Origin of the sequence: Paenibacillus kribbensis (assembly GCF_002240415.1) — a bacterium.
Classification (GTDB): domain Bacteria; phylum Bacillota; class Bacilli; order Paenibacillales; family Paenibacillaceae; genus Paenibacillus; species Paenibacillus kribbensis.
Window position 1 is genome coordinate 2,880,527 of the sequence record NZ_CP020028.1, and the last position, 12,574, is coordinate 2,893,100.

11 protein-coding genes and 1 pseudogene are annotated in these 12,574 nt (G+C 46.4%); 1 reads left to right on the forward strand and 11 read right to left on the reverse strand.

The annotated features are described in order from the left end of the window. Positions 1-188: 188 nt before the first annotated feature. From B4V02_RS13060 to B4V02_RS13105, 11 genes and pseudogenes are all read right to left on the reverse strand, one after another. Positions 189-1,049: a Cof-type HAD-IIB family hydrolase gene (locus B4V02_RS13060; RefSeq protein WP_094155118.1), complete on the reverse strand. Its 861-nt coding sequence runs from the start codon at positions 1,047-1,049 to the stop codon at positions 189-191. 191 nt (positions 1,050-1,240) lie between these two features. Continuing rightward, positions 1,241-1,834: a DUF1349 domain-containing protein gene (locus B4V02_RS13065; RefSeq protein ID WP_094155119.1), complete on the reverse strand. Its 594-nt coding sequence runs from the start codon at positions 1,832-1,834 to the stop codon at positions 1,241-1,243. Between the two features lie 88 nt (positions 1,835-1,922). Then, positions 1,923-2,120 (reverse strand): hypothetical protein, encoded by a 198-nt coding sequence (locus B4V02_RS13070; RefSeq protein WP_094155120.1) that lies wholly within the window; start codon positions 2,118-2,120, stop codon positions 1,923-1,925. A 28-nt stretch (positions 2,121-2,148) separates the two neighbouring features. Then, a complete protein-coding gene (locus B4V02_RS13075; protein ID WP_094155121.1) occupies positions 2,149-3,483 on the reverse strand; it encodes a glycoside hydrolase family 43 protein in 1,335 nt (444 codons plus the stop codon). A gap of 232 nt (positions 3,484-3,715) precedes the next feature. Continuing rightward, positions 3,716-3,934 carry a hypothetical protein gene (locus tag B4V02_RS26665; RefSeq protein ID WP_244188516.1) on the reverse strand — a complete coding sequence of 73 codons (219 nt, stop codon included), beginning with the start codon at positions 3,932-3,934 and terminating at the stop codon, positions 3,716-3,718. Continuing rightward, positions 3,931-5,118: a glycoside hydrolase family 30 protein gene (locus B4V02_RS13080; RefSeq protein WP_244188517.1), complete on the reverse strand. Its 1,188-nt coding sequence runs from the start codon at positions 5,116-5,118 to the stop codon at positions 3,931-3,933. Before B4V02_RS13080 ends, B4V02_RS26665 begins: the two co-directional genes overlap by 4 nt. A 14-nt stretch (positions 5,119-5,132) precedes the next feature. Next, positions 5,133-5,978, reverse strand: coding sequence for a carbohydrate ABC transporter permease (locus tag B4V02_RS13085; RefSeq protein ID WP_094155122.1), 846 nt, complete (start codon positions 5,976-5,978; stop codon positions 5,133-5,135). Further along, positions 5,971-6,858, reverse strand: coding sequence for a carbohydrate ABC transporter permease (locus B4V02_RS13090; protein WP_094155123.1), 888 nt, complete (start codon positions 6,856-6,858; stop codon positions 5,971-5,973). Before B4V02_RS13090 ends, B4V02_RS13085 begins: the two co-directional genes overlap by 8 nt. A gap of 104 nt (positions 6,859-6,962) precedes the next feature. Then, the gene (locus tag B4V02_RS13095; protein WP_094155124.1) at positions 6,963-8,228 is read right to left on the reverse strand and encodes an ABC transporter substrate-binding protein; all 1,266 of its coding nucleotides are present in this window, start codon (positions 8,226-8,228) and stop codon (positions 6,963-6,965) included. A 150-nt stretch (positions 8,229-8,378) separates the two neighbouring features. Next, positions 8,379-8,501: pseudogene (locus tag B4V02_RS13100) on the reverse strand (LacI family DNA-binding transcriptional regulator); the annotation flags it as partial. A gap of 199 nt (positions 8,502-8,700) precedes the next feature. Next, entirely contained in the window at positions 8,701-11,310 is a 2,610-nt protein-coding gene (locus B4V02_RS13105; protein ID WP_094155125.1) for a glycosylhydrolase-like jelly roll fold domain-containing protein, read from the reverse strand. Positions 11,311-11,490: 180 nt separating this feature from the next. Here B4V02_RS13105 and B4V02_RS13110 point away from each other — a divergent pair, with 180 nt between their 5' ends. Further along, positions 11,491-12,534 (forward strand): AraC family transcriptional regulator, encoded by a 1,044-nt coding sequence (locus B4V02_RS13110; protein ID WP_094155126.1) that lies wholly within the window; start codon positions 11,491-11,493, stop codon positions 12,532-12,534. Positions 12,535-12,574: the final 40 nt, after the last annotated feature.

Sequence of the window (12,574 nt, forward strand, 5' to 3'; positions counted from 1 at the left end):
AATCAATATATGAGCACTTGTTCATATGTATTATATGTAATCCAAATGTAATTTGCAAGAATAAAATGCTTTGATATTCATACACGAACGAGCCGGAACTCCTTCTGCTCTTTTTATTATGACATATGGACATTGATACTAAAAAAGCCTGAGGACAGGCCCCCAAGCTTCATGCAACAAATTATGCGTTAATTATTCGATATCAAACCATATTTTACAAAGCTTTTATACAATCCATCTTCCTCAACGCTGCCAGTAATATCATTTGCAATTTCTATCAAACCCGGCTTTGCATTGCCCATAGCAATACCTACAGCACAATATTCGAGCATCTCGGCATCGTTCATTCCGTCTCCAATGGCAATCGTCTGTTCCTGGGGCAGGCTCAAATGATTCAGCAAATCAGCAATGGCGATTGCCTTGTGGATGCCAGGGATCATCATTTCCCCGCTGTCCTTACCAAAGATCGGAACGGTACACTGGATGACCTCAAATTTCCCCTGGAATTCTTCCTTGATGCGTTCAAAGGGTACAGTACTTTCCAGAAAGCAAACCTTATTGACATCGTCTTTATACAAATCAGTCTCTCCATAAGTCAAACCCGCGATGAATGGATGCGGGGAACGCTCCATTTTTTCTCTGGCCACAGGATCGTTCTCAACATCCCCATAGATCCGTCTCTCCAAATGAGGTCTTAAATTATGGCTAGCATAGAGCGCTGCATTGGATTCCAGATAAAAATCAATTCCATGTGAATTAAAGAAATCCACCATCTGCCTAACATCCTCAGGCGTAACTTTTTTATGATAAAGAATCTCATTCCCGGACTCTACATATCCCCCTCCTGCTCCAATAAGACCATCAAACCCGATATCCCAAATGGCATCGTAGATTTCAGCTTTTGAACGACCTGTACACAGATAAAGCAGATGACCGTTCTCGCGTGCTATTTTGCAGGCTTTCTGTGCCGATTCAGGCACCATGCCGTCATCACCGACAAGTGTTCCGTCAATATCGATAAACACAATTTTTTGAGTGTCTCTATTCATTAGTATGCTGTCTCCCTTGTTTAAACGAATGATGTTTAATGAGATGATTGTTGTTTGTCCTACAATTACACTGTAATTTGTGTAACGCATTACATGTCAAATTTTTTTTTTTAGCTGCCGAATCGCATCATCGAGAATAAACTTATATCGTTAGAACAAAAAAAGCCGCCAATATGGCGACTTCTTACATCCTAGAACCTGCTATCTTCAGTGGGAATCGTTAAGTTTAAATATTTAAAATGGACCCGGCAACCTGATCCCATCGGTGACTGGGCCAGTGCACCCGCTATGAACTGAGCAGAATGTTCCATTCCAAAGTAGCGGATTAGCTTCCAATCCTCGCCATCAGGCGAATAGTAAAAAGAAATTATCCTCCCAATTTTCTTGATCCTCAAATGTGGGTTATCAACCACTACACGCTCAGAATTACAATCATCGGAGGAGCCATTCTTGGTTACAACAGACACAATCGTAGCGTAATTGCCGTTAAATTCATAACAAAGTTTAGCCCAATTGTTCTCGTCAGCCATCAACATCAAGCACCCTGAATCATAAAGATGACGCATGTCTACCTGAAGCTGTGTCGTAAGCTGAAATGATGAATCAACCTGAAAATGTAGAAAAGGAGCGGAATCGGCTACATGTTTTCCCCCAGGATCCTTGAAAAAATCAACTTTAGCCGGTGCATCAATGATCAATCCATCTTCTTCGGTGTACTCCCAGTGCACACGTTCATTCAGCCACCTTAATTTTTCTCTCACTTTTGACTGAAACATATTACTCATATGAATTACTCCTCCATTTGTATTAATTGAACCTCCCTATAAATATAATGTCATTATAATTGCATAAGTTTCGCCTATAAATATAATATTAGTGCAAATGGATATAATAATAAGGAACTGAAAGAGACAACGCAAGCGAAGTCCCCCAGCCTTCAATGGTCTGATACTGCTGCGAGGGATCAGCCACGGCTGTATAAGAATTTGCGGCCGACGCTTCTGTTCCAAGGGGGCTCAGAGCCAGACTGCCGGCCATCAGCAGGGCAAACATTCGCTTGAACCAATTCATCGCGTTCACTCCTCTATGACCTGCTCCATTATTCCGTGGTCTCCTTGAAAGTAGCGTCCGATTTATCGATCGCTGTAACAATCGGGTCCAAACGGAGCAGGCTATGGTAATGTCTCAAGTATCTGTCAGGATCATGGTACGATGCATACGACGTCCAGGCTGAATTAGCAAGTCCGTCTTTGCGTCGAAACGTGGCATCAGCCGTGAAGGCTTGGCTGCCATCATTTTTTTCCAGGTAGATCAGATCGTTGTTATGGCGTAGATAATATCCTGGGAAATTGACAGCTTCAAATGAGATGGCGGAAGCATCTGCGAGGCCGGGAACAATTCGAAATTTCGAATCTTCCACAGGGCTTACGTTCTTATCGATCCGTGCCTGATAGTTGTAATGTCGGATATAATTTCCCTGCATATTGTAAGATTCCAGCTCCCGTATGTCACCCGGCTGCCCGGTTTCTTTCAACACGGTCATGTGTCGGACTAATCCGGTCAGGCCTGGAAGCTCCTTTTTCACAGTCCATGTCTGGAATCCATCAGAGGAGTCGCTGTAATAATATTTTTGTGCAGAATAACCGTCAAAATAGATGCGCCATGTTCCGTTATCTAGCTGGACCAGCGCAGGACCTTCTACCCAAGACCCCCAGTTGGCCCAGTCTCCGGTGCCATGGAAAGTATAAGGACCGGTTAGAGAGGGCGCTGTGGCATATTCGATATATTTGGTCGACTCGTTCTTTGTAAACGCATGGTAGGTCGACCCGGTCTTGACGATGAAAGTATCGATGTAATTTGGGGCAATGCCTGCAAGCTCGACCGGAGCCGACCAGGCCGTAGAAGGAAGGTTGCTGTTCGCTGCCGTGATAGCATACGGTCTGAAGTTTTCATAGTTGCCCGGCGATAGGGACACAATGACATTCAAACTTCCATTACTGTCCACGAACCATTCGGGGGCCCAGGTGTGAGCGATACCACTCGGCAAGGATAGTGGGATGTTGCGGACAAAATTCCAGTTTACCTTATCCGGACTTGATGCTATGCCGATCGTATTACCCGACCAATTCGTGGTGTAGACCACATAATATAGGCCATCCGTGTGTTTTATAATGCTGGGATCGCGGATTAGGTCCTCTGGCGGGGTGTAAGCAGAGCCTTTTAGGAGGCCATAATTCGTGGCATTATAGGATTGGTAAATATACAGATTGGACTCGCTGCTATTGGTAAAAGCCGAGATTGTATAAACACTTGTTGCTGCACTCGCTGTATTTGGGCTTATAATGCCGGACAGAATCATTGCTGCAAGAAATACGATGAAAACTGACTTGCATGCTTTTAATAACCATGTGCGTTCTTTCATTACCGTTAACATAGAACCCTCTCCTTTACGCTAGATGATGATGCCGTTAAACCGGCTGTTGTATTCCAACGCTTCACTTTCTGAAAGTTCTAACATGTGATCATATGACATACCACCCCTTTCGCAGAATAGAAACTTATAATTTGTAAGCGTTTGCATAAATATCGTTACTGGGCTTCCACCTAGTTCGTGCTATCCAAGATGACTGAATCAGGATCAAATCGATCATTCAACAATATTGATCTTACTTCAACTTCAGAGTAACTTCGTTCAGAACCACAGTTGTAATCGAATTCTCTGCCGTATCCACTTCCAGCCCGTTGTGATACACCAAAACATTCTCAAGACGCTTCATATTACTGTCGGGAGAAGTCTGGTAAACCTGCGCCTCCATAGCATCCGAGTAGGTGAAATCATTTAGCTCAATGGCCGTCTTGCTAGCCGATAGCTCATTGCGGATCACCAGCACCAGTTTCCGTCTGGCCGGATCATAGGTAGCGAGCGTTCGTCCGTCATCGGTTGGAATAATGGATGCCCCCGGTCGATGAACTTGCTGAACTGGGCCATGCCATAATATTGCTTGGTCACCTCATACTGCTCTTCTCCGGTGAAGTGGGCATGGATGAACCCCCAATTGTTATTTGCGCCTTCATCCTCTACGGCCTGCCAGTATACCCAAGCGGACGGCTGCATGATTTTCAGATCGAGCATGATTCGTTCCGCCAGCTCCTGCACCGAGGTCATATCGTCATGACTGTGAGTCTCACTGCCGCCCGTACCGCACTCGGACATCCATAGTCGCTTACCCAGTTGCTCCGCCAGCGTCCTCAGTTCCTCCATCCGGCTTCCGTTGTAGGAATGTGTGTTGATCTGTCCGATCACGTCCAGAGTGTCCAGGTCATAGGCCTGTAGATTATGCACTGTCTCATCAATGCTGTTGTCATCCGCCGCACTGACCACCGTAGCATCCAGCCCCTTGCTCTTCAAGGAGCCTGCCACTTTGCGGATAATCTTGGCCTGCTTGTCGACCGTGAAATGACAGCCCTCCTGTATGTTTCCCTTCTTCCACCAATTCGAGGACGGTTCATTCAGCGGATCAAGTGTGCGGAACGTGATTCCCCACTGATCCCGGTAATACTTTACGACTTCGGTCAAATAATCAGCAAAAGCATCATATTGGTCCTCACGCAGATTGTTGCCGCCATCCACTGCCCCCGTCACCGAACCGCTGTTGGTCATCCAATACGGTGGTGAATTGGAGAAGGCTTCGGCAATGTTGGCACCGCGTTTCAGCGCTCCTTGCAACACCGCACGCTGTCCGGCATCAGCCTCCCAGTCCCACTTCCCCGGTTCTGGCTGAAAGCCGGGCACATCTCCACCAGGGCGCAGCTCCTGCATATCCGAATTTTCACCGCCACCGATATTATATCGTACGATATTCAATCCAAGCCCCTTCTCCGGGTCAAATACGAGATCCATCACCTCGGCAGCCTTTGCCTGATCCTCCCATCCGCCCAGCTCATTCGCCCACCAAGCAAGCGACGTACCCCAGCCTTCAAAATGATCGTACGATTCTTCCAGCTTGATTCGCACCGGTTCGCTCATAAATGTAATGGACCTAGTTATTTTTTTCGAAGCATGATTCATGCAAATTCCTCCTGTCACTTAATGCCACTGCTGCCTCCACTAATATTGGCTTCATATACATAACGCTGTCCCAATAGATAGACCAGCACCATTGGAATGGTCAAGAACAACGATGCAATCATCACGAGATTCCATGGAGGCAACTGTCCACCACTTACTGTGGTGAGGAGCTGCACACCCAGTGCAAGCGGCATTTTCTCCGGATCATTGATGTAGATGAGTGGCCCCATGAAGTTCCCCCAGTTCCACGAGAACGAGAAGATAGCGATGGCGGCCAGAATTGGATAGGTCAGTGGCATGATAATCTTCCAGTAGATCCCCGGATGTCCCATGCCGTCGATCATGGCGGCTTCATCCAGCGACCTCGGTATGCTCATTACGAACTGCCGGATCAGGAACACATTAAACGCACCGGCAAAAAAGCTCGGCACAATCAGCGGATAAAACGTGTTGATCCAGTCCAAATGACGGAAGATGATGAACTGCGGGACCATTGTTACCTCACCCGGGATCATCATTGTGCTGAGCAGCACGATGAACAGGAACCGACTGCCCTTGGCCTGTATACGTGCAAAGCCGTATGATACGACCGAAGCCGACAGCACCGAGCCGATAATGGTGAACATGGTGATCATAACCGAATTTTCCAGATAAGTGCCCAGGTTATTGTTTGTAAAGATGGTATAGAAGTTGGACCACTCGAATTCTCTCGGAACGAAGGTAAATGCCAGCTTAATCGTTGTCGCATCACTAGCCAGGGCTATGGAGATCATGTAGAGGAATGGCGAAGCGAGGAGCACGCCAACAAGAATCAGAAAAATGTAGGAGATGGCCTTCTCCGCGGTGGATGGATTACTCATTTGTTTTTCCCTCCTCGTAGTGCACCCATAACGCCGATGACCGGAAGATGAGTAGGGTTAATACCATGATCATGATGAACAGCACCCATGCAATCGCGGAAGCATAGCCCATCTTGTAGAACTGGAACGCATTCTGGAACAGGTAGGGCACGACCATCTGGCTCGCATTGTCCGGTCCCCCGGAAGTGACGATAAATACCTGCGCGAAGGTCTGCAATGCTCCAATGATGCCGGTCACCAGGTTGAAGAAAATGACGGGCGTCAGCATCGGAAAGGTAATGTGGAAAAAAGACTGCGTGCTTTGCGCTCCGTCGATGGCAGCTGCCTCGTATAGTTCCTGAGGAATTCCCTTCATCCCGGCCAGCAGCAGCACGACACCTCCCCCGACGCCCCACAGGGACATCAGGATCAAGGCGGGCTTCACCCAGTTGGGATCAAGCAGCCAAGCTGGCCCCTGAATACCAAGTAAGGCCAGTGCTTTGTTAATCAGTCCTTTGCTCGGTGCTAGCAGGTGCACGAACAGCAGTGAGCTGGCCACTACCGGAACGACAGAAGGCAGATAGAACAGAATCCGGAAGAAGGTAATACCCTTGATCTTCTTGTTCAGGTAATAGGCAATACATAGCGAAATTGCCATGCCCAGTGGTATGGAGATCAACGCGTAAAAGAAGGTGTTGCCCACCGACTTCCAGAACAGCGGATCATCGGTCAGCAAGGTCTTGTAATTGTCCAATCCGATGAATGACGGGGACTGGAACAAATCCCAGTTGGTGAAACTCATATAAATCGAGAACAGGATCGGCCCCAGTGTCAGCCCGACGAACCCGATCAGCCAAGGCGAGATGAAGATATAGAACCATTTGCCGTCCTTTTGCTTCACGTCAAGCCCTCCCTATTGACGAGAGAGAAAATGGAACCTGCACGGTATCCAAATTCCATTCATCCTCTCTCTTCTATGCTATTGAACTTGCCAAAGCTGTGCAGTTACGGGTATAGTTTCTCCATCCCACTCTGAATCTGGGTCACCGTATCGTCTAGTGACGCCTTATTGTTGAAGTAGACACTCAACTTATCATTGATCAGCTTCATCATTTCATTCCATTTCGGATTGAAGGGCTCCGCGTAGATTTTCGATTCGCTGAAGGCTGCCATATTGATTTTTTTGCCTCCATATTCGGCATTGAGGAATTCGTCACTCGATAGCCCCGCCTTGGTCGCTGGTGCATCCTGCCCCGCCTTAATTAATGGCATCTGGCCGTTCAGTGTCGTCAGTGCCTCAATGACCTTGAAGGCTTCTTCCTTATGCTCGGATGCATTCGTAATCGTGAAGCCGTTGAAAAATGCATTCGTCTCACCCCAGATGGAAGCGATATCCCAGTTGATGCCTTCCACTTTTGCGAGCGAGCCAATGTTCCAGAAACCGGTGGTTTCCATAGCGATCTTGCCTTGGGCAAACAGAGGGTCAGCCCCGATATTGCCCATGTCGGCAATCTCCGTTGGTGTCGGTCCGACGCCGTACTTGAAGGTAAGGTCATTCATAAACTGCAGGGCATTGCGCACAGGTTCCGTGTTAAAGGTAGGCTTACCCTCTTGGTCGAACAGAGAGCCGCCGTTCTGATAGATCAGCTGCATCCACTGCGGCCACCAACTGCCTGGATAGTACCCCCATTGAATGGTCTTGCCGTTCTCTTTGACCGTCAGCTTCTGGGCTGCATCCATTAAATCCTGCTGGGTCCAGTCCTTAGATGGATATTTCACTCCAGCCTTGTCAAATAAGTCCTTGTTGTAAAAGAGGATCATCGCTCCCGCCCGATCCGGCATACCGTACTGCTTGCCATCATACTTCATCAAGTTCATAATATCCTCGGAATAGCGTTCCGACATATTCACATTGTTCGTCTGGATCATATCGTCCAGCGCAATAATTTGCTTTTTGGAGGCATATGCTTGATAGTTCTCAGCAATCATCATGATGTCCAGCGCTGTACCCCCAGCGATCATGGTCTGTACCTTCTGATCGTAATCCCCGGCCACCAGATTCAGCTTCACGTTGATATCCGGGTAGGTCTGCTTCACGATATCCAGCCGCTCTTGATAGATTTTCTTCTCATTCTCCGAACCCCAGATGGTCATCGTCAGATTTACCTTGCCGTCGGGCCCGGATGCACTGCTCCCCCCTTTACTGCAAGCCGTCAGACCTAATACCATGGCCAGAATCAATAAGAAAATTACTTTCAAGCTTCTTTGCAAACTAAGCGCCCCCTTAAATGTGATGAACCAAAGAAAAAATAAAATGGAACCCATTTCATGAAAGGGGTTTCATTAAAGTGAGTATAAAATCCACTTCGTTAATGAAAGGGGTTCATATTTGGTCTCATTATATTTTACCTACCCAAAAAATGTGCTTGCACGCACCGGAGCCGTGTCATTCAGTACCCTGGAGACGGTAGAGACGGATACATTCGCTTCTCTTGCGATATCGTATATTGTGATCGGTGTCATATGCGAAACCTTCCTTTGCATCTAATATTCCTGATTATCTTATCAGATAAAAACGCTTAGTGAAACGGGTTTCATTCTTGAAGTTATCCCTAAGTCAAACTGGGCATTGTAAGGGCAGCCGAATGATCGGCTGCCTGAATCTTGCATGCTGAGCTTCTCAATTAGGCGTATTCATTCCACCGCCTTAATTTAAAACCATAACCATTGTTTTCCCTGCTGCCTACTCTGCTAAATATGATTTCAATAAACGCACCGGTCCAAACAGCCCTGTCGGCTCCTGAATCATGTATTGGGACAAGAAATCCTGCTCCTGCTTGCCGAGGTTGTTAGTGACTTCAATAATGATTTCATTCTTCCCCTTACGCAGTGCATCTCCAACTTCAACGATATAAGGTGGACAGATTTTCACTCCCAGATCTCGACCGTTGATTGTTACCTCAGCCACCTCATATACACGACCCAAGTCGATTCGGACGTCTTCGACTTCTTCTTCTAGATCGATCGACAGCTCATAACGTACTGTTCCGGAGAATCGTTCACGCCCTTCCAATCTGGAGATATCCTGAAGCGAGTCCAGAACAATTTGGGATGAAAAATGAGGATAAGCTTCAGCCGTCGAAAAGGAAATGTTCCATGGGCCGTGGATATTTGCCAGTTCGTTTACTGTTTCTCTGCCTGCTTCAACAGCCTCTTCACTTTCAAATACCACGATCGACTCATATGGATGCAACTTGAGAGAGACAATCCTTTTTCCATTTTCCAAGGTTTGAGGAATGGACTTCAGACGGTTGTCAAAGCCATCGTAAGCGGCAATCTGCTTCCCAGTGCTTAAAGTTACCTTTGTCTCAATGATCCGGTAAGGATCTTCATTGAAGAACATGTACAGATTCCCATCCTTCTGCTGATAGTGATAGTAACGAAGATAAGGCTGAAACTCCGATGTCCGGATATCGCTAATTCCTTCCTCCTGTAGCTGGACTGCAAAATCGCTTAATTTTTTAATAGCTGCTCCTGCCAGAAGCAGAGGATCTACCGCTTCCCCGTACTCATTACGTACTGGCAATCCGTCCATAAAATAGACCGGGATGCCGGCATCCGTAAGTGTCTTGACTTGCGTCAGCAGTCTTTGCGGCAAAGCTTCCGCATAGGGGATGACGAGAACCCTGAATGCTTTCCCATTGATCTTGTATTCATTTCCCTCGGGTTCAGCTTCTACAATCAGATCGACAGGAATCACATCAAAGTCAATTTGATGCTGCATAAGCTCACGGGCAGGCTTTTGGAACAGCATATAGTCCCCAAGCCACTCCGCTTCCGCATGATAAAGCAGCCCTACAGGAGCAACATGCTCCCCTCCATTCAGCAGGTGGCTGACACGGTTGAGGTAGTTGAACAGCTCCCTCATGAACCGATATTGCGGATTATGTCCCCTCGCATCCAAATGTGGCGGGCAATCAGGGTCCGGAAATTCCTTCGGCGAAAAAGCATGAGGAACAAAATGGGTGACGCCCCGGACCAGCATATGATCCGTTATCCATTTCATCAGCTTAATGCCTTCCGCCCAACCATAGGCTCCGTATACTTCACACAGGGTGCGGTTGTTTTTCTTGGGATCGAGGTGCCCCAAGGATGTGCCCATTTTGGCAAGTCCATAATGGAAAAACTCGCCGTCCCATCCTTTAGCCGTCATAGATTTGAACGTCCCTTTGTCCATACCAGGCATAATTTGATTTAACACCACATCAATACCGGACATATCTTGCTCCCAAATGGCTCTGAAGAAATGTCCGGCTCCATAGCCAAGGCGAGCATGCGCATTGTTGTCTTCGATCAGATGACCGATATATTCAACACCACGCTCGCGGCACCAGGCTGCTAATGTACCAGTAAAGGACTCACCGTACATACGGCTGATCATATCCATATATTTATAGCGAATCGAGTGCTCGGTTCCTTGCCCCTCTACCGTGGACAGCAGCGGAAGCTGAAGCCGCTCCTCAGGTGTAAATTTTTCGAGAAGTCCTTCTTTCCAGGGGAAAACCATTTCGGCTCTGCCGATGGCCCCAAACGCGCCATGCATATTTCCAAAACGCGGCTCATCCGAGAAAAAGCCGGCGAACGTTTTTCCAAAATCATGTTTATAATGCTGGTAATGAGGTTCATACACCTCCTCAATCAATACTTTTACCGCTTCCGGATCTAGCGGGTTTAAATATCCATCCGTATGGGGTTCTCCCCCATGCACTGTCTGCAGCATAATAAATATCCGCCAATCCCCTTCCGGTATGTCCCAATACAAAACTCCGTTTTTCTCAAAAGAGGTCACATCCTGCAGGGTTAAAGGATCTACGCTGTTCTCTCCAGTTCGACGAGCAGCAACGATCCCCAGAATTTCATCCTGAATCGGGACTGGTTTCAAATCAAGACTCATCCGATTCCCGGGGCTGCCCCATTTCACCAGAAAAGAGGAGTCCTTCAGAGGGCCCACAAAATCCAATTGATGAATTTTTAAATATTTTTTGGCATGCTGCGGATATTCAGAAACGATTTTACCGTTGGCATAACCTGTAGGAAAATGAGAGTCATCCAGAAGCCACACCTTCATGCCCCGGTTGCGAGCCTCATCCATGATGATATCCATATCCCTCCACCAAAGCTCACCAACAAAATCCGGATGTGGTCTGGACTCCACACACAAAGCCTGAATGCCGGCATCCTGAACTTTACCTACGGCTTCTCTGAGAATCTCTTCTTCTTCACCATGAATCCAAAACAGCGGAAAAATATAATTGTCCTGCTTATTTTCCAAGACATCAGTCAGCCTTTTCATAACACACCCATCCCATCGATTCGTTTTATCTTCTAAATTACTGTCTGTTTATTTTTAAAGTAATCTTGAGTTCAATTCCATGATAACAAAGGTAACCTTGACTTTAATATCTTCTCAACTTAACCATTTGACTTACTAAACTTAATCTTCTATAGTGATAGCTGCAGAGGTGAATCAAACATGTATCGTGAAGAGCTCAGGCAACGTCTTATGGAAATGTCGGAAAGCGAACTTCGGCATAAAAAGGACCCCGATAGCGGGCTTCAAATGTACGAAAAAATGAGAAAAACGACTCGTGCATCCGAAGAGCCAGTGTACATATTTGAATTCGATAATGACTCGCTTCACAGTCAACGGAATTCAAAATTCCCGGAAAATGCCTTTAACAAATTACAAATCTCCCAAATGTCGATTCGCCAGCATTCCAGATACTCCAAAATTCCCGTTCACATTCATAACTATGTGGAGATTAATTATGTTTACGCCGGTCAGTGTAAGCAGCTAATTAATGGGCAGCATATCACCCTTCATGAAGGTGATCTTTGTATGCTCGATACCAATGTGCCCCACACCATTTTAGAAACAACAGAGGAAGATATCATTATAAATTTCATTATGCTTAAGCCCTTTTTTACAACTTCTTTTTTAAGCAGGCTGGCAAGTACAGGGATTATTTCCCAATTCATTATCAATGCAGTTTCCCAGATTCAGGACCATAACCGCTATATTATTTTTCATACCGATAACGAAATCTCTTTTAAAGAAACCATGGAGAATCTGATGTGCGAATCATTTGATCCCAACATGTACTCCAAGGAAATCATCGATTCCTATATGGTAATCATGTTTAGCAAGCTTTTGCAGACATTCCAAGGGAATCAGGAAAAACAATACATTGAAAATCCTTCCCGCACCAATCTGATTGAAATTTTGAAGTATCTCGAAGAACATTACAAGGAAGCAACATTAGCTGCTACAGCTAAGCATTTCAACTTCCACCCCAACTATTTGAGTGCTTATCTAAGGAAAGCCACAGGCAGAACATTTAAGGAAATGATTCAAATCCAGCGATTAACAAGCGCGGCCATGCTTCTAACCAACACTTCATTGACGGTTAACGAAGTAGCTAATGAAGTCGGTTATAACAATCTCGGATTTTTCTATAAAAAGTTCACTTCCTTCTTCAATCAAACACCCAGCGATTACCGTAAAAAATACAGATAGCTGACTGGCTGGCAGCAAGCTAGCCAGTCAAGCCTCTGGA